Consider the following 17734-nt stretch of genomic DNA (forward strand, 5'->3'; position numbering starts at 1 on the left):
TTTTTACTCACGCAAATTTGCAAGCCAGCAGTGATTGAACTTCTTCCTCGTAGTGATTTAGAGCCTCGGTAAATATATCGGACCGTTGCTTTATAAACTCTGAAGTTCGTTTTCTATAGTATGCAATTCCAGCCAGTAAATTATCGCCAAATGTACGCAGCTCGCGAATTGCTTTTTCATTGGCTGATGTCAGTTCCTGAAGTTGCTCTTTCAGATATGCTATATTCAGTGAAAGCTCTTTAATGAACATGTGAGGCCGCTCACCTTCCACTATATTGCAACGTCCGTAGATATAATCCACCATTTCTTTCAATGAGACGACTTTAGTAAAATAAGCCACATTCGGACCAGGACACATAGTAACACCACTCATCTGTTTGAAGGGAGGTAGTTTATATTGCATAGCAGCTGCATTACTCAACCCTACACATAAACATTCTTTGGACACTACGTCTTTAAATTGTTTTTCGTATTCGTCCGGTGACAAATTCAGCATGTTGAGTTGCGCGATCTTTTTTTTCTGATAAGCATAGGATGCTGTGCAGATCGGCTTCTCTGTAAATTCTGTATTGGACACCAGGTGCTTTTCAGTGCAGGGGCTCCCCGGCTTACCCGCCCGCACGCGCGATAGTTTCTCATACTCCGAGGTTGTTCCCTTCAAATAGTTAAAGCGTATACCCAGCGGTGAATTCTTGCTTAACACAATATCGTCTTCGCCTGCGGCACATAGTTTTTGTATTGTAGCATCATCAACCGTTGTTGCTTCGGGGCAAAGTAAAAATGGAGTTCCCCACCCGGTGCTCGCTACATCGTAATAGGACAATAGCAGGTTTGCTTCATCTGCAGTTCCTATACCTCCCTGTACGGTGATCTTCAGTGGATGTGGTTCCGGAAATGTCGGAAGTCCTTTTTGCTGCATTACAGGATTATATAGTGTATGCAGAGAGTCTTTCAGTTCATCACGTCTTGTTCTGAATTCCTCCAATATAGGTCCGAGTAAACTTCCATCCGTAGCAAAGGCGTGTCCACCGCAGTTCAGTCCGGACTCAATTCTGAATTCACTTACCCATATGCCTTTCTTGGCCAGATACTTTCCCTGAATGAGGGCCGAACGATAGTCGCTTACTTTCACAACCACCGCCTTATCAAATATACCCCAACCCTTCGGATGAAAAGCAGGCAGTGTTTCCAGATAGTTGAACAACCGGGGATTAAGGCCCGCTGAGAATATAACAGCAGAGTTGGTAAGATCACTATTCGCATATCCGCGAAGGGCCGCGAGTGCGTCAGAGGAATCCGTCAGTATATCTCCGTGGGCATTATAGTTATTCTTATCCACTTTCGTCATGATGTTAACATCGATGCGTCCAGCCCGAATATGCTTTCGAAGTACTTCATCCAGCAATGTCCTACGGCCGCGATCCGTGGTGGACATCATTTCCGTATAGAGCGATCGCAGGTTGTGTCCATCCGGCAGCATATCAAAGTACTTGCATATCTCCGACCCTGCTTCAAAAGCGGCTGTCGCCAGGTTGTCAAGTTGCGCCTTTACTATATCGTTAATTAGATTTAAATAGTCTGTTATTCTGCGGGCACGGAAATCATCATCCTTCGGTGTGATGGGTATATAGGGCTTATTGATCTGTTTATAATAATGCATGCGCATCAGCTCAATAAGCCTGTCCTCAATAATAGAGACTACCGAATTTATACCATAGCGAGCCACTTTAACCGGAGAGTCAATGGTGTAGGCCAATCCCAGCACCGGGATATGGAACGTATGTAATGGCGTGTTGTTCATAAACTAAATTTGTATACGCTGACAAAGAACCGGTATACATCTGTATAACACTATGACAAAAATCATAATCTGAAAATGGGATATACTCTTTACATATCTCTGTTCGTCAGTCCCATTTTAATTTGAAATACGCGTGCTATAGCCTGTGCCCGCATTTTTAATTCCTCGGCATTAAAGCCGAAAAAGTTTTCATCAATGGTTTCCTGAAATAGTTGTAACCATCTGTTAAAATGCCCGACACCAATCGGCAATGCCATGTGTCGCTGCAAGGGATTTCCCTGGTATGACTGCTCCCCAAAAAGCATAGACGACCAAAAGTTATACATTACTGGCAAATGACTCGACCAGTTAACATGCGCAAATTGAGGCCCGAGCAATGCATCCTCTTTTACCTTATCATAAAATCTGTCTACAAATTTTATCACATCACTACGATCTATAATATCAGGAAGTTCAGTCATTATTTTAAAATTTAAAGTCACACTACAAATCTTTTTTACTGAATATACGCTGTGCCCAGGCAAGCGGAGCTGCAATCCAGACCAGAAGTATTCCGGCCGAAGCGATAGCACCAAGATTGCTTCCCAGGAAGTCTTTATAGAATGCCCCTGTATATCCCATAAGCGCTGAGATGTCCAATTGCAACAGCATAATAATGCGTGCGAGGTCAACCGGGTTCAATGCAATCAGCGACAGCGTAATTTTTTCAAGCGGATAATCGCTGAAGGTATATACGATCCACAATAACAGTCCATCATAGATCAGCGAGAAATAAAACCAAAACAACAATGCTATTCCAATAGCCTTCGCCTTATCGCGCGTTACCACCGAAGCAAGAAACGCCAGCGAAGTAAATACCAGCGTCAGAACTATACCACAGAAAAGCAGGGTGACACCACTGGCCCCGGCTCCATATACCAGCATGGGTATACCAACACCAACAACAAAAGCCGCGCATAGCGAAACGGCCACAGCCGCATACTCACTAATAAAAATTACGTTCCTCTTTACCGGTTGTGCCAGCATGAGTTCTATAAATTCGTATGAGTTATAAAAGTGAATAGTGGCAAACACGATACTGATGAGAGGCACTACCATTAGTACGATATTCAGCAAACTCATCACAACTTTGGAAGAGTCGCTGTCTAGTTGAAATAAGGCAATGGTGCTTATCAACAGAAAAGCAGTATACAACAGAATGAAACGCGTTCTGAGTATATCAAGAAAAACATATTTTACGATGCGGGCCATATCAGGCGTTGATTGAGTCTATAAGTTGCTTCTGAGTAATCATCGTGGCAATGGCTTTGCCGAGTCGCTTCTCTCCTGTTTCCGTTTTAAGCGCTTCAATTGAGTTGCTGTAATGAAGTTTGCCTTCGTATATATAGGCAACATCCGTAGTCAGTTCATCCAGGTCGCTGAGAATATGCGAGGTGATGATCAACAATTTTCCTCTCCGTTTTTCGTGTTGTATCTTCTCCTTGAGAAGTTCAACTGAAACAGGATCAAGACCAGCTGTAGGCTCATCCAGTATCAGCACGGGAGTATCAAACAGGAACGCGAGGGCAGCGCTAACTTTTTGACGTGTACCGCCCGATAATGCGTGCATACGCTTTCCAAACATTTTATACAGTTTGAAAGCATCGATGAGTTCTTCATCGAGCGTATCCTGCTGGCGTATATTTTTAATCATATCGATCAACTGACCGATCGTCATATTCTCGGGGTATCTTCCTATCTGTGGCATATAGCCAATCTTGTCCCGATACTGCCAGTCGCGCGCAATCAATTTACCATCAAAGTATATCTGTCCGGAGGTAGGCACTACGAGCCCGAGTATACTCTTCATGAGTGTAGTTTTTCCGGAACCGTTGGGACCGATGAGTGCGTATGATTTACCAGAAGCTAATTCCAGGCTCACGTCATTCAAGGCATGCAGTTTCCCAAAGGTCTTATGAACCTGTTTAATTGAAATCATAGGGTTTCATGGATGGCGATTCATCCTTTAAATTTTCAGGTGTAATAGCGGGTATAGCTTTCTCCGCACGATCCAGCAGAAATACCAGGAAGCTACGCCAGAGTAATACGGCTGTGGGTGTTTCCTCAACAATCATAGCGTACATACTTACCGGCCGGTACGGTACATCTCCAACGTGATCTCTATTCAGATCGTAACCTTCGTATTTGTCCCAGTAATTACCGTTAACTTTATTGAGTACCAGGCTTCCGTTGGTAGCTATATCAAATGTATTGGCTGAGAAATTATTCCGTGTAAAATTATTACCATCACAACTTGCCTGAAGTTTAACAGCATAGCCGTTTTCCGAAAATGTATTTTCTGTAAACTCGATCCTGCTGGAGCCTTCCATAAATATACCCACCGAGTTCTGTATAAATACATTTCCTTTTACATAGCTGTCGCGTATATCTTTCAGCAACATGCCATAGGAAGATGATCCCCAGTTATGTTCAAAGGTATTATTGATCATCTTAACACCGGCTGTATACATCACGGCAACACCGGCTCCGTTGTTAACAAAATGATTATCACGATATTCATTATTATGCGAAAACATAAAATGCAGGCCATAGCGCATATTGCCTTCACTTCGATTGCCGGTAATCAGCGTATTGGTAACAAACTCAAAATATATACCATCGCGGTGGCCGCGGACTTTGTTACTGTTAATGGTGATGTGATTACATTTCCAGAGGTGTATTCCATTACCGATCTGGTGTTCGGTTTTTGCTTCAGAATGGAGCTCGTTGTTCTCGATCCACACCTGCGATGAGTTTGACAGATGTATGCCAAAGAATGTATTTTCCAGGCGATTGTTACGGATATATAAATGCTTAGAGTCGAGGACCTTGATGGCCGCCAGATCGTTTATGCTGGCAACTCCTGTATTGATAAAGGCCAATCCCTGTATTGTTACATGGTGCGCATGAATGGTGAGTATCTCGAATTTATGATCACCGTCCAGCACAGGGTAATTTTCTCCCAGGATAACCAATGATTTCTCCAGTACAATATTTCCCTCGCGATAGTTACCCGGCTTGATTCGAATGGTATCGCCCGGCTGTGCAGATGCTATGGCACGCTTTATACTTTTGTTTTTGCCTGAACGGTCCACTACGATGGTATGACCATAGCTGCCTAGTGTAATGAAACACCATGCCAAACTTATCAGGCTATATCGTTGAATCAACATCATCACGGCAGGTTATTTATACTCTTGTTGCAGTTCACTCCAATCCAGTATTTTACCATGCCATGCATCGTTAAAGGTTAGCAGCGAAACCTCTGTCTCAAAGGCTGCTATATTGCTGGCCATCGGGCTGCGAATTGCTTCCGACTTCACATATCGTGCGGCCCTGGCATCGATCAGTGTTTCGGGTTTTGAGAAGTCGATCACCAGAATTGTAGCCTGCTCCGGCACTTTCAATTCTTTACTGTGTAAAAAATTAAGCATGCAATTCACATCATCAAACTTGTATACTTTGCCTTTGTCGGTAATGATCTCAGCACCAAACCTGTTGTCCATTAAAGTCATTTTACAAGCGTGGCAAGCATCTTTACCATACTGAAGTGGTTGAGGTTCTATTGAGCAAGACGCCAATGGTATCATAGCGAACGCAGCGATCAATGGTGTCAGTACCTTGCCCGGCACTCGCGATGTATATAGTTCGTAAACGAGAACACCGATCACAACGATACCGATCACCAGGAAAACCCAGCCACCGGTATCCGGTCCCGAATACGCAGTAAAATTCAAAAGTTGTTTAGTTCCAATTAACGGAGGCTGATACGACATACCGGGCACCACGATAGGTGCCGTGGGATCCAGGTTGTGTCCATAGTTATAGCCCCATATATAAAAGTCAATCAACGCGGCCACACCGCAGGCCACAATCAGAAATGTATATACCAGCAATAAAACCTTTCGATTAAAAACAGCAGTCAGTAAACCGGCTGCGATCACTGCACCAATAATATATATCATATAGCCAAACTCGGGAAACATGCTTACTTCAATATGCTTCATGCCGATATAGTGGTTAAGGGCGCTGATGATTTTTACATCGCCCGTAATGTTATCCACCCATATCTTCATTTCAAGTCCCTCCGGATATTGCGGAGCCCACATCAGAATCTGCCACAGCGGAACATAGTATGCTGTGATCATCATGAGCGCAGACAACGCAATGACTATACGCGACAGGGGTTTCAATTTTTTCATAAGCCTTTTGTTTAAATCAGGCCCTGTCCTATTACAGACAGGGCCTTCAACCTGTAACTATGAACTACTACTGACCGGCACCACTTGTTTGATCGTCAGTTTTGCCGGTTGAGTATTTTAACGGAACGTTACTACCGGGCGCAGATACGCGGGCATATCCCTGCATTTCCTGGTGAAGCGCAGAACAAAAGTCTGTGCAATAGTATGGAAACACACCCGTACGATCTGCTTTCCATTTCAGTGTTTGTGTCTCACCAGGCATAATCAGTATCTCGGCATTGTTAGCACCTTTGATAGCAAAGCCGTGTGGAACGTCCCAATCCTGCTCAAGGTTGGTTACGTGGAAGTATACATCATCACCTTGTTTGATTCCTTCTATATTATCCGGAGTCAGGTGTGAACGTATGGCAGTCATATATACATGCACTTCATTTCCTTTACGTTCTACCTTTGTCTGGCCTTCGCCTTTTGCTACATAGGGGTGCTGATTGTCCTCCAGCCTATATATCTTGGTTGACTTCGGCATCAACATCTCAGCCGGTATAGCTTCGGCATAATGCGGCTCTCCGGTGGTCGGAAAATCCAGGATGAGCTTCATCTTCTCACCGCTGATATCATATAACTGGGCCGATTGAGTAAGCTCAGGGCCTGTTGGCAGGTAACGATCTTTGGTAATTTTGTTATAGGCAATTACATATTTACCATGAGGTTTTTTCGTAGGACCACCGGGTACACACAAGTGTCCAATCGAGTAATATGTAGGAACGCGATCCAATACTTTCAAATCTTTAAGATTCCATTTTACAATTTCAGAAGACACAAAAAATGACGTATACGCATTACCATTTGCATCAAATTCTGTATGCAAAGGTCCCAGCCCCGGCTTGGTAACTTCACCGTAGAGAGCTGATTCATACTTGATAACGGGAAGACCTGCGAAGTCGCCTTCAAATTCTTTGTTAGCGATGGCCTTTTGTATTTTATCAAAAGAGAAAACCGGGATAAGAGCAGCCAGTTTTCCACTACCCACTATAAATTCACCGGATGGGTCAACATCACAACCGTGTGGAGATTTGGGACATGGGATGAAGTAGATGATATCTTTCAGCTCGGCAGGATCAAGCTGCAATACTTCTTCCAGTATAGTAGACGTTGCCTGGTGTGTACTTTCGTTGTGTACGTTGTGGGCATAGCGCGCTTTTGTAGTTTTACCCTTGCCGGCCTGAATATACTCCTCTGCTTTTTTCCAGTTAACAGCCATGATAAAATCTTTATCCTTCTGCGATGCATTTACTTCGAGTAATGTATAGGCTTGCTCGGTGTTATAGCACGAGAAGAAGAACCAACCGTGCGATGGGCCTTTACCGGCACGTGCCAGATCAAAGTTTACTCCGGGCGTTACAAGTTGAAATGCAATCTTCATGTGACCGGATGTATCAACCTTTATGAAACTTACCGTGCCTTTGAAATTCTCTTTGTAAGAACTGATTGGCACATCGGTATTGTCGCCTATCGGAATACTGAAGCGTGTGCTCGCCACTACATATTCTGTATTCTCAGTTATATAGGGAGATGAGTGATTACCACCACTGTTCGGTAATTCCAGGATCTCAACAGTCTTGAAAGTTTTCAGATCAATACGGGCAACGCGTGGTGTGTTGTTACCATTGGCAAATGCCCAGCGCCCATCGTGTTCTCCATTTGTTGTGGACAATGATATATGGTGAAGATCATCCCATGGAACAAACCCATTGGACGTGTTCAGCATCGGCTTGCTTTCTTCGCTATAGCCATAGCCATTCTCCGGAAAGGTAGAGAACACAGGAATAATTTTAAAGAGACGCCCTGACGGTAATCCATATATACCGATTTGTCCGTTAAAACCTCCGGATACTATATTATAGAACTCATCGTATTTACCCGGAGCAACGTACGCTTTGGATGCGGCATCACCAGTTAATACTTTGTCAGGGCCTGCAGGCTTGCAACTATAGATCGTAAAGGCAGCACATACAACGGCCACACTATATGCCAGTTTAGTTATTGTATTCATGTATATTTAAATTAGTAGTTAGACGTATCGCTATATTATTTCTGGCCATCATTCTGGCGCATAAACTCGAGCACATCGCGTGCATCACCAACGCTTACATTCTGGTTCGGCATACGAGTAAGACAGAGCTCAAGAAGTTTTTGCGCTTCGGCATCCTTATCGAGCATCACATCAACATTGGTAATCATGTTCATGATCCATTCGGGTTTTCTACGTTTGGTTACGTCTTTCCATCCCGGACCTACCACGCGCTGATCATCGATGCGATGACATGCCTGACATTTCATTTCATAGATTGCTTTACCCCGGCCGATACGCTCCTGCTCGAGCGGTGTGTTGAGTGTAACTTCCGTTACCTGTCCAATACCTTTACCATCATTTACATTTGCAGCAACGGCATTAGCTCCTTCATTACTGTGAATGTTGTCGTAACTATCCGAATCTTCATTCTCCGATGTCCTGGGTTTGTCGGGCCCACAGGCCACGAATATGGCGCCTATAAGCATGATTAAAAACAGCTTTTTCATAGTGTTACAGTTTGATTGTTTAGTGAGTTTTGTCGTCCTGTATCAGGTGCTAATGTAGATGACACTTGTATTCGTCCTTTATGATCGAAATCATAAGGGACAAGTATTTTTTATCATCTGTATAACTTTATACTTTCAGTAGTATAGTAGAGAAAGCGATAAGACAGTAAGCGTAATTGCAACAGAATCTATTGAATGAAATAGAGTAACAGGTGATATGCCTTGGCGACTCTATATATAGCCGGAAACGGTTTTGTCTGGCAAACTTTTAAATTTCAAAAAACTTACAATTGATTTAAACGGACCTTTTCAAAGCCGTCCAGTATAGCATCGTAAAACTTACGGCTAACAGAGTGGAGAAGACAAAAATATAGTAGCGTGAAGGATAAAAGAGTAACGTCTGTAGCTCAGTCCACCAGGGCGTTGCTATGAGTACGATTTCCATTCCCGCAAATGCGATCACGCAATAGATCATCACATACATATCGTACTTTATGTTTAGCCGGTTATTCTCTCTATACCACACGAACAAAAACAGTGTGATGACTCCAACCAACATAAGATGTAAATATGCAATGACTACAGGGCGCAGCTGATACGCCATGGCAGCAATCTCCGGAAAAGCAGAAATGCACTGCAAGAGTAATTTTATACCAAAGCAAAATAATACAATTCCCAACACCAACCGGGATGCACGTGCAAGCGAAGCATACCACACGCTATAGGATGATCGAAGTACTTTAAAAAACAAGACAACCGCATATACCTGTATGCAGGCAGCTACACCTGCTATGACATTAAATACTATACCCGGTTGTACCCAGAGGATGCTCAGGAAATAAGCCGGTACACATGCAATAGCCATTAATCGTCCTGCCCCTATAATGCCCGCTTTGTTGATTGCTACCTGGCGCGATTCTAAAAGTTTAAAGAAGAGACTAAAGATTCCAAACGTAAAGAAGCCGTTGTATTGAAAATGAAGATAATAATATATAGAGAAGTAATACCAGTCACGATAGGCCAGACCTAACCTCATAATATACCCGAGCAAAAATGGTCCGACAGCTGACAGCATGAAAAAGATCAGGGCAATACGAGCGAACCAATAGGATACTGTGTTTTTCACCTGGCATTTCCTAAAAAACAAAATAGCGAACAGTATCATACACACCGTATGCAAGGAAGAAAACATTATGGAGTACAAACCATAACCCTGCAATGGAAAGGCAACGAGCATTCCTCCTATCAATACCTGCAGCACTGTAAATAACCTAATGAATACCCGATGTTGATTCGCCTCGATATGATTATATATAAACGCCAGGTAAAGAACATTACAAACCCATCCCAGAAACATAACGTGCGAGTGCGTATGTAAAATATAGGTATAGTTAACACCTCGAACCGGTGACAGTATATACCATCGCAAAAACACCCCTAGCCAGGAAGCGATGACTAAAAACAGCAATGGAATATTAAACAGTCTTAGCATGCTGGTCACTTCGTGCCGTTAAAATAGCCATTGAAATAAAATATCCAGCAATAGAAACTGCCGTAACGCATCCGGTTGCCCTGCGCCATTCAAAATACAGACAAGCGTCAGCTATACAACGCAACAACCAGGAGGCGTGCAGAAGAAAAAGCCAGAGGTATAGTATACGGTGAAACGGTTTGGCGACAATCCCTAACACACCTGGCAAAATGATAGGGCCATGCGCAAAGATCATCGAGAATACAAAGCCGATAAAAAAAGTATGCACTACAGCATCGTATCCCATCGTCTTCGAAACAAAAGTAATCAGGAACAATCCGCTTAGTAACAACGCTACATAACCACCGGTGAGCGCTACCGCTACGTATTGTGGTAATCCGTCTTTCTTCAGGGTAATCGCTATCAGATCGAACCGTAAGAGCCAAACGGCTATACCCATCAGCGCAACAGCGCACAGTATATTTCCATAAGAATGGAATGAGAGTATAATGCCAAGCGGAAATAAAAACAGCCATACCGAAAATATGATTTTCTGTTTTTTATTTACCGGGAGAAACTTCATCAGTTCAAGTCGCTCGGCACTGATTATAAAAAGAACAAATGCGGCCCACCAGGGAAATGCTGCCGGGTAAAATCGTTGAGACGCCAATACTATATTTCCTGTCAGCCAACCTATACTCCCTGCGAACATGAGCAGGTAAATAAAATCTCTTTGCGTCACCAGGTAATACGCGAATACCAGGCAAAGCGCTGCACTGGCAGTAACGAGCATGGCGTAAGCAACAACGTCTTTTTGTAAAAGAAAGAACACAACACTGACACCACTCAACAGTGGTGTGCTATACAACATCTTCTTTTTTAGCGGAATGATTTTCTCTAATGAGATCAAGGTTCCTAAAAAACCACCGGCCATGATAGCGCCATGATGTACGATCGATGGTAGTGCATACATAGTCCACCCTATCCTGTTCAGTCCTGCCCACAAGCCAACCAACAAACTCAGCATGGCTAAAAATAAAAGTGGCAGTCGCAACAGGCTTCTCATATTTTAATATCAGGTATACAAATATTGTAGGGCACTCTTCGCTGGCGAAACTATGTCATACGCTGACTGAAATTTTTGATAAATATTAGGAGGCTTACTGATTTTTATCAGGAAGGATGCTTTATGTACTTATTTCTCATTGCGCCAGTTCCGGATTAGCCTTTAAGAAACCAACGAACTGTTGAACGTTGTCAAAGACCTTTGCACACGTTCCCTACTATCGTACCAATACAATTGAATGTCGTCTTTGAAAAAGTGAAAAAAAAGACAACATCTTAAACGAACTCTGGCTTCCCATGCTGGAAGATGTATCGTTTCTTACTCAAATAAAAATCTTTACTTAGTGATTAGCCAGGAAAAAGCTAACACACAGTCCAGTTTTATTACAATCTGAACCTAACGCATCCCCAATACTTTGCTTTTAGCTTCCACTTTATCCCCCAGCAGTGGTATATACTCTTATAATTTTGACTTAATATAAATTACTGAGATAAAATCTGAAGTTTTACAACAGCAATACGCTAACTCACCTTAAAAAAGGTATAGGTATACTTCAGCATTACTATATACCAAGCTACACGGCAATCCACATACAGTTCTCCATCATCGATCACGAACAAAGATCAGTCAGCCCGATTTATACAGTATAGTATATATTAAAAAAATGTATGTTATTGCCTCCCAACAGATATATATTATACTTTAAACCAACATCTTGTGATTACACGCTTTACCCGACTGATTACTATTGGAATAATCGCCATGGCAGCCTGCACCGACCAGGAAATGAATGTCAAGGAGAATGAATCCAGCAAAGTGAACACTGACGTTGCCAATGCTAGAACCGCTACGCCTGACTACAATCCTTTCAATAAGACAACAGGTGCTCCTATTGAAGAGAACAAGGCGCAGCAATGGATCGACAATTATAAAACAGCAAACCCGGGATGCGAGCGGAATTACCTGATCAAGTCGGGCGCCATAAAAACCATTATCCAAAATAAGAAGTCCGTTGGAATCAGTCTCTTTTATGGCGTTGATTCGTACAGAAAAATCCATATTCTCCCTATAGGTATCGATGAAAAAGGGAAACAGATACAAAGCAAATATATAAGTACACAGCGCGGAGATATACCCTGGAAAACGGCCCAACAGTGGATCTCAAATTATACCGGCACTACCAGGTCTCATTTTTTCGGACTGAATACATTTTCACGCCTGTGGGAAAATGGCGTTACTGACATCTCTATTTCTTTTGCAAGAGACGATAACAACAACGCGCAACTTTTGCTGAGTTCAAAGACTGCTGCAGGTGCAAATGGAAAGGTAGCAGCCAAGAAAGATTATGAAGATGCATCAGCAGCCTGTCCACCGGCTTGTCCGAAGTAATGAACGACATGGTACTCCTTATTTTCAAGGTACTACTATATATATCTTACTTCTCTATAGTTGTGCCTATTTATTGCCTTTTAAAAAAGAGGCATGTTTTGAAGTTACGACAATACCAACTCCTCGGTGTTTTGTTTTTGACTAGCGCTATTGCTGACATGGTGGGATACATTCTGATCAAGAATAGTATATCCAACCACGCAGTAAACAACATTTATTACCTGGTTAGCTTTACCGTATTAAGCTTACTGTATTCGCGCCTCCTACCTGATGTGAGGCAGGCTATATATTCATTTGTGGGCGTTGCCTGTTGTGTATTTATCTGGGACACCTTTTGTATACAGAGCATCACCGGTGTACAGAGTTATGTGATAACGTTCTGTGCTGTTTTGTCCATCGGGTACGCCATCATTTATTACGACCATTTACTAAACAAAAGGCCTGCACTTTATATTATGCATTATCCTTTCTTCTGGATAAACAGTGCCGTTATGTATTATTTTGGTCTCAACCTGTTTCTTTTTGCTTTCAGCAATTACATTTTTGAGAACTTAAAAGATGAAGAAATAATAGCCGTCTGGAGCTTTCACAACGTGAATAACATCGTTAAAAATATTCTCTTTGCAACAGGCTTATCGTTCATCGAAAGTAAACGCTGATATATATTACGACAGCAACTGCGGAGCAGGGCCGCCCGATGGTTTGGACTTATCTTCCGGAAGCGGTATAAATTCGGTGTTGTCGTTAGGTGGCAAAATTATTCTTCCCTCCTTCCACTCGGCTTTAGCCTGCTCGATACGTTCTTTTCGCGATGACACAAAATTCCACCAGATGTATCGTTCGCCCAGGGGTTCGCCTCCCAGCAGCATAAGTGTTGTGGGTTCCTTCGCTATAATTACCGGGTCCACACCTTTGGTAAACACAATCATCTGCCCGGCCGTATAGTATTTGCCGGAGATTTCGATACTTCCTTTCGCTATATATATACCGCGCTCGGAATGTTCTTTTGGCAACCCGAAGCGTTTGTCCTTATCCAGTATCACATGCAGGTAAAATAAAGGTGAGTGAGTTTTTACACCATTCACCAAACCGTAGGCGTTTCCTGCAATCAGTCGCATCCATATACCGGTCTCGGTAAAAACAGGCAACTGCTTTTCTTTATAGTTTTCAAACATCGGATCAGACTCCTCATCTTTCTCCGGAAGCGCCACCCAGGTTTGTATCATTTCCAGCGAGCCTCCTGCCAATGCAGCCGGATCTTCAAAACGTTCTGAGTGCGCTATACCTTTACCAGCCGTCATCCAATTTACTTCGCCCGGACGAATTACCTGCTCTACACCAAGGCTGTCACGGTGCGTAACCAGACCACCGAACAAGTAACTCACCGTAGATAAACCTATATGCGGATGCGGCAATACATCCATGGATGAAACTGTCTGGGGTTGAATATTTACCGGACCTGCGTGGTCCATAAAGATGAACGGCCCCACCATTCTTCTCAAGCGAAATGGAAGAATTCTCCTGACATTCATACCGGGAGCCAATGCCGCCTGCCGCGCCTCTATTACTATATCGATCATAGGTATTTTTTTTCGTAAAGTCGGCAAATGCGCACGAATCGACAAGTAAAAACAGTCGTATCGAGTTAGAACATATTTGTTCGGTATCGGTCATACGTTCGGGCCGTGTCCTGCGAAGGAGGTTAACTATCAACCGGTTGACTTTGGCACCTTCCTTGCGCCCGTTGTCTGTTTACCTGCATATATCCCGGCTGTTAGAAATAGCTTGTAACTTTTGGGAACAACCGAAGTATAGCACTAAACCCTTCTGTATATGTTTAAGAATTACTTCACCATTGCTTTGCGCGCCATCCGCCAGCAACCGCTGTATGCCTTCATCAACATCTTTAGTTTGTCAGTCGGGCTCGCGGCATGTCTTATCATCTATCTCTTTGTGCAGGATGAAAAAAGCTTCGATGCGCTTCATACCAGGAGCTCTTCTATTTACAGGCTTGACGAAGTCCAGAACTTTCCGGGCACCAATGAACAGAAAGTGGCGTTGTCCATGCCTGGCATGGCGCCCGCTCTAGGTCGCGAGTTTCCCGAGATAAAGACGTATACCCGGTTGTTCATCAACGGTAAGCAGCTGTTTGTAAAGGGTGAAACACGCATGCTCGTATCGCATGTAGCTACAGCCGACAGCACTTTTCTCGACATTTTTGATTTTCAACTGGTATCAGGCGATCGTGCTACCGCACTCGATGCACCCAATACGATGGCGATTACCGAAGACCTGGCGCTGAAGTTTTTCAAGAATAAAGAAGAAGCACTTCACAATACTATTACGTACCGCGACCAGGAATATACGATCACCGCTATACTTCAAAATATACCCGAGAATTCGCACCTGCAGTTCGATGCGCTAACTTCCATGACAACCATTACCAGTGCCGATAAAGAATATGATAATCGCTGGGGAGGTAATTCACTGAACACTTATTTAGTATTAAACCCGGGCACAGATATACCGGCTATGGAGGCGAAGTTCCCTGCGTTCATGTCACGCCACATGGACGATCCGAAGATCAACGAATACTATAAACTATATCTTCAACCGCTTGCACAAATACATTTAGGCTCCACGGATATTGAGCACGACTATAATAATTACCGCAAGTTCAATGGCGAATACCTGGATGTGTTCTATATCATCGGAGCATTCATCCTGTTAATAGCCGGAGTAAATTTTATGAATCTTACCACGGCCCGTGCATCGCATCGGTGGAAAGAAATTGGTGTGCGGCAATCCGTAGGTGCGCGCAAACTCCAGTTGTTTGGACAATTCATTTTTGAATCGATAATGCTGGCCATGCTGGCACTGGTGTTGTCTTGTGTCCTGGCACTGCTCAGCATTCCGCTACTCAACGATGTTATCGGGCGACAACTTGATTTTATTTCCTTTCTGCAGCAAGGCAAACACGTGGTGGCTGTTATTATCGCCACAACTATACTGGGTATATTAACCGGTATATATCCTGCTTTCTACATGACAGCCTTTAATGTAGCAAAAGCTATAAAGAGCAAAGGCAAGACAGAGGGGCGATCTGTATTCCGCAGCGGTCTTGTGGTGATACAGTTTGGTCTTGCACTGGCTATGATTGTAAGTACGCTCATTGTATTGCAGCAACTTTCGTTCATGACCAATGCTGATATAGGTTTTAGTAAAGATCAGATACTACTGGTAGATATGAACCAGGAAGCTAATAAGCAGTTTGAAACAATGAAGCAGGAATTACTGCAGCAATCGGCTATCAAAGGTGTAACGGCCAGTGGACAACGTCTTGGTAACAACCTGCATCAATGGGGTTTTAAAGTGAAGGCTGATACGGCTATACGCGAGATCACGCCTTCGAATATAAATGTTGATTACGATTTTCTGAAAGTATATGGCATTGAACTGAAGGCCGGCAGAAGTTTCTCAAAAGATTTTGCTACGGATAACGGCAAAGCTTTTATCATCAATGAAACGTTTGAGAAGGAACTTGCTCTGAAAGAAACGGTTGGTACACCGGCAGGCCATGGCTGGTATGATAAAGATTCGCTGGGTACGATTATCGGTGTAGTCAAAGATTTTAATTTCAACTCACTGCACTATAAAGTAAATACACTGAGTATGGTGGTACACCCGGACTGGGGTTATGATGAGCTTACAGTAAAGATTGAAGCCGGAAGAACGGAAGAAGGTATAGCACAGGTAAAACAACTGTGGGAGAAACATGTGCCGGGTTATCCGTTTGATTACTCGTTTCTCGATGAACACTTTGAAGTGCTATACCGGTCTGACAAGCAGATGGCCACGGTAGTATCTATTATGGCCGGGCTCGCAATTATCATTGCCTGTGTAGGACTCTTTGGACTGACAGCTATCACTACAGAGAAAAAGACAAAAGAAATCGGTATACGTAAATCACTAGGCGCATCGGAGATGCAAATTCTTGTTTTGCTTTCGCGGAATTTTACGATGCTGCTCATCCTTTCATTTATACTGGTGAGTCCGGTAACGTATTACCTGCTTCACTCCTGGTTGAATAATTTTGCGTATCGCGTTCCGATCAACCCGTTATTATTTATAGGTGGTGGTGTCATTGCATTTATAATAGCATTGGGTACAATCAGCTATCACACCATTCGATCAGCACGCGCAAATCCTGTAAAAGCATTGCGATACGAGTAATGGTGGTTACTTATAACGCTATAGATATACCAGCTTGATACCCACTATACGTTGTGCTATTGATCAGTAACAAAACTTACTCTGCCTAACATATTTGTTTAAGAAAGCCTCTTGATGAAAGAGGCTTTCTTTATGAATATCTATATTCCCATTCAGCATACGGTATTTCGGGATCTAATAATAATACCAGTTTTTCCACAGCGAGAATTGCAGTTCATTTCTCATATATGTAGCTGAACGCGCTACTTACAGAATTCAACCTCAAAACCTACATTTGATAGAACCAGCCGGCATTTGATCTATATCTGCAGATGATATTGCTGCGATTCGTGCTATATTGCCAGATGATCAATGGTGTGCTTTTCTTTTTTTCGGCCCTTCTTGCTCACAACGGGGTGCCTAACAGCATGAATTTTAACGCTGCTACATCGGTGACAATCACGTTGTTGGATACCGGCAAAGTGGCTGTGGACTCGGCCAGTATTAAAAATAGTCCCGGCATGATCCGCACAGAGCTTATTGATTTTGCCAAAACACTGAAAGGAATCCGTTATAAGTATGCATCAGCCGATCCGAAAAAAGGCTTTGACTGCTCCGGCTTTGTGATGTATGTATTCAAACATTTTCAAATATCCGTACCGCGCAGTTCGATTGATTTCACAAGGGTGGGCAACGCCATAGAATTACCTTCAGCACAGCCCGGTGATGTAATTCTTTTTACCGGGGCCAACAGTAAAGTTCGAAGAGTGGGACACGTTGGTATCATTACACAAGGCGGTGACAACATCACGTTTATTCACGCCAGCTCCGGAAAAACTTATAGCGTAACTGAAACAACACTGACCGAGCACTATAAAAAACGCTTCGTAAAGGTTGTGCGAATTCTGGAGCAATAAGAAAATCTGATTGGCATGTTACACACTGCCAGGAGAATTCCAATTTTTATTCCAAAT

General features: G+C 43.1%; 15 protein-coding genes. 4 read left to right on the forward strand and 11 right to left on the reverse strand.

All coding sequences use genetic code 11. The annotated features are described in order from the left end of the window. Positions 1 to 7: 7 nt before the first annotated feature. The 10 genes from ACFQ21_RS25380 to ACFQ21_RS25425 all read right to left on the reverse strand — a co-directional run bounded on the left by ACFQ21_RS25380 (position 8) and on the right by ACFQ21_RS25425 (position 11159). A complete protein-coding gene (locus ACFQ21_RS25380) occupies positions 8 to 1801 on the reverse strand; it encodes a hypothetical protein (RefSeq protein WP_377584184.1) in 1794 nt (597 codons plus the stop codon). Positions 1802 to 1890: 89 nt separating this feature from the next. Next, positions 1891 to 2262, reverse strand: coding sequence for a group III truncated hemoglobin (locus ACFQ21_RS25385; protein WP_377584188.1), 372 nt, complete (start codon positions 2260 to 2262; stop codon positions 1891 to 1893). A gap of 22 nt (positions 2263 to 2284) precedes the next feature. Further along, positions 2285 to 3052 carry an ABC transporter permease subunit gene (locus ACFQ21_RS25390; protein WP_377584191.1) on the reverse strand — a complete coding sequence of 256 codons (768 nt, stop codon included), beginning with the start codon at positions 3050 to 3052 and terminating at the stop codon, positions 2285 to 2287. Between the two features lies 1 nt (position 3053). After that, positions 3054 to 3779 (reverse strand): ABC transporter ATP-binding protein, encoded by a 726-nt coding sequence (locus ACFQ21_RS25395; protein ID WP_377584193.1) that lies wholly within the window; start codon positions 3777 to 3779, stop codon positions 3054 to 3056. Next, positions 3766 to 5016: a nitrous oxide reductase family maturation protein NosD gene (locus ACFQ21_RS25400; RefSeq protein WP_377584196.1), complete on the reverse strand. Its 1251-nt coding sequence runs from the start codon at positions 5014 to 5016 to the stop codon at positions 3766 to 3768. The genes ACFQ21_RS25395 and ACFQ21_RS25400 overlap by 14 nt, the downstream gene beginning before the upstream one ends. Before the next feature lie 9 nt (positions 5017 to 5025). Next, positions 5026 to 6042: a nitrous oxide reductase accessory protein NosL gene (locus ACFQ21_RS25405; protein ID WP_377584198.1), complete on the reverse strand. Its 1017-nt coding sequence runs from the start codon at positions 6040 to 6042 to the stop codon at positions 5026 to 5028. Positions 6043 to 6109: 67 nt separating this feature from the next. Beyond that, positions 6110 to 8095 carry a Sec-dependent nitrous-oxide reductase gene (gene nosZ, locus ACFQ21_RS25410; RefSeq protein ID WP_377584201.1) on the reverse strand — a complete coding sequence of 662 codons (1986 nt, stop codon included), beginning with the start codon at positions 8093 to 8095 and terminating at the stop codon, positions 6110 to 6112. Between the two features lie 35 nt (positions 8096 to 8130). Continuing rightward, positions 8131 to 8622 (reverse strand): c-type cytochrome, encoded by a 492-nt coding sequence (locus ACFQ21_RS25415; RefSeq protein WP_377584203.1) that lies wholly within the window; start codon positions 8620 to 8622, stop codon positions 8131 to 8133. A gap of 295 nt (positions 8623 to 8917) precedes the next feature. Next, complete coding sequence (locus ACFQ21_RS25420) at positions 8918 to 9658, reverse strand: hypothetical protein (protein ID WP_377584206.1); 741 nt, start codon at positions 9656 to 9658, stop codon at positions 8918 to 8920. 439 nt (positions 9659 to 10097) lie between these two features. Beyond that, positions 10098 to 11159, reverse strand: coding sequence for a hypothetical protein (locus ACFQ21_RS25425; protein ID WP_377584209.1), 1062 nt, complete (start codon positions 11157 to 11159; stop codon positions 10098 to 10100). A gap of 717 nt (positions 11160 to 11876) precedes the next feature. Here ACFQ21_RS25425 and ACFQ21_RS25430 point away from each other — a divergent pair. Together ACFQ21_RS25430 and ACFQ21_RS25435 are read left to right on the forward strand one after the other, a co-directional pair. After that, on the forward strand, positions 11877 to 12548 hold the full coding sequence (locus ACFQ21_RS25430) for a hypothetical protein (RefSeq protein WP_377584211.1): 672 nt from the start codon (positions 11877 to 11879) through the stop codon (positions 12546 to 12548). A 98-nt stretch (positions 12549 to 12646) separates the two neighbouring features. Next, positions 12647 to 13207 (forward strand): hypothetical protein, encoded by a 561-nt coding sequence (locus ACFQ21_RS25435; RefSeq protein WP_377584214.1) that lies wholly within the window; start codon positions 12647 to 12649, stop codon positions 13205 to 13207. Positions 13208 to 13213: 6 nt separating this feature from the next. Here the strand turns inward: ACFQ21_RS25435 and ACFQ21_RS25440 are convergent, their stop codons facing one another. Beyond that, the gene (locus ACFQ21_RS25440) at positions 13214 to 14128 is read right to left on the reverse strand and encodes a pirin family protein (protein ID WP_377584216.1); all 915 of its coding nucleotides are present in this window, start codon (positions 14126 to 14128) and stop codon (positions 13214 to 13216) included. A gap of 253 nt (positions 14129 to 14381) precedes the next feature. Between ACFQ21_RS25440 and ACFQ21_RS25445 the strand changes: the two genes are divergently transcribed. Continuing rightward, positions 14382 to 16781, forward strand: coding sequence for an ABC transporter permease (locus ACFQ21_RS25445; protein ID WP_377584219.1), 2400 nt, complete (start codon positions 14382 to 14384; stop codon positions 16779 to 16781). A gap of 407 nt (positions 16782 to 17188) precedes the next feature. Beyond that, positions 17189 to 17677 (forward strand): C40 family peptidase, encoded by a 489-nt coding sequence (locus ACFQ21_RS25450; protein WP_377584221.1) that lies wholly within the window; start codon positions 17189 to 17191, stop codon positions 17675 to 17677. Positions 17678 to 17734 lie beyond the last annotated feature (57 nt).

The sequence above is a fragment of the Ohtaekwangia kribbensis genome (genome assembly GCF_042676245.1).
Taxonomy (GTDB): domain Bacteria; phylum Bacteroidota; class Bacteroidia; order Cytophagales; family Cyclobacteriaceae; genus Ohtaekwangia; species Ohtaekwangia kribbensis.

What these genes read in the sequence shown, in the direction of transcription:
- ACFQ21_RS25380 (WP_377584184.1), bottom strand. Translation starts at nt 1,801, where the DNA reads ATGAACAACACGCCATTACATACGTTCCATATCCCGGTGCTGGGATTG.
- ACFQ21_RS25385 (WP_377584188.1), bottom strand. Translation starts at nt 2,262, where the DNA reads ATGACTGAACTTCCTGATATTATAGATCGTAGTGATGTGATAAAATTT.
- ACFQ21_RS25390 (WP_377584191.1), bottom strand. Translation starts at nt 3,052, where the DNA reads ATGGCCCGCATCGTAAAATATGTTTTTCTTGATATACTCAGAACGCGT.
- ACFQ21_RS25395 (WP_377584193.1), bottom strand. Translation starts at nt 3,779, where the DNA reads ATGATTTCAATTAAACAGGTTCATAAGACCTTTGGGAAACTGCATGCC.
- ACFQ21_RS25400 (WP_377584196.1), bottom strand. Translation starts at nt 5,016, where the DNA reads ATGATGTTGATTCAACGATATAGCCTGATAAGTTTGGCATGGTGTTTC.
- ACFQ21_RS25405 (WP_377584198.1), bottom strand. Translation starts at nt 6,042, where the DNA reads ATGAAAAAATTGAAACCCCTGTCGCGTATAGTCATTGCGTTGTCTGCG.
- nosZ (WP_377584201.1), bottom strand. Translation starts at nt 8,095, where the DNA reads ATGAATACAATAACTAAACTGGCATATAGTGTGGCCGTTGTATGTGCT.
- ACFQ21_RS25415 (WP_377584203.1), bottom strand. Translation starts at nt 8,622, where the DNA reads ATGAAAAAGCTGTTTTTAATCATGCTTATAGGCGCCATATTCGTGGCC.
- ACFQ21_RS25420 (WP_377584206.1), bottom strand. Translation starts at nt 9,658, where the DNA reads ATGAGGTTAGGTCTGGCCTATCGTGACTGGTATTACTTCTCTATATAT.
- ACFQ21_RS25425 (WP_377584209.1), bottom strand. Translation starts at nt 11,159, where the DNA reads ATGAGAAGCCTGTTGCGACTGCCACTTTTATTTTTAGCCATGCTGAGT.
- ACFQ21_RS25440 (WP_377584216.1), bottom strand. Translation starts at nt 14,128, where the DNA reads ATGATCGATATAGTAATAGAGGCGCGGCAGGCGGCATTGGCTCCCGGT.
- ACFQ21_RS25445 (WP_377584219.1), top strand. Translation starts at nt 14,382, where the DNA reads ATGTTTAAGAATTACTTCACCATTGCTTTGCGCGCCATCCGCCAGCAA.
- ACFQ21_RS25450 (WP_377584221.1), top strand. Translation starts at nt 17,189, where the DNA reads ATGAATTTTAACGCTGCTACATCGGTGACAATCACGTTGTTGGATACC.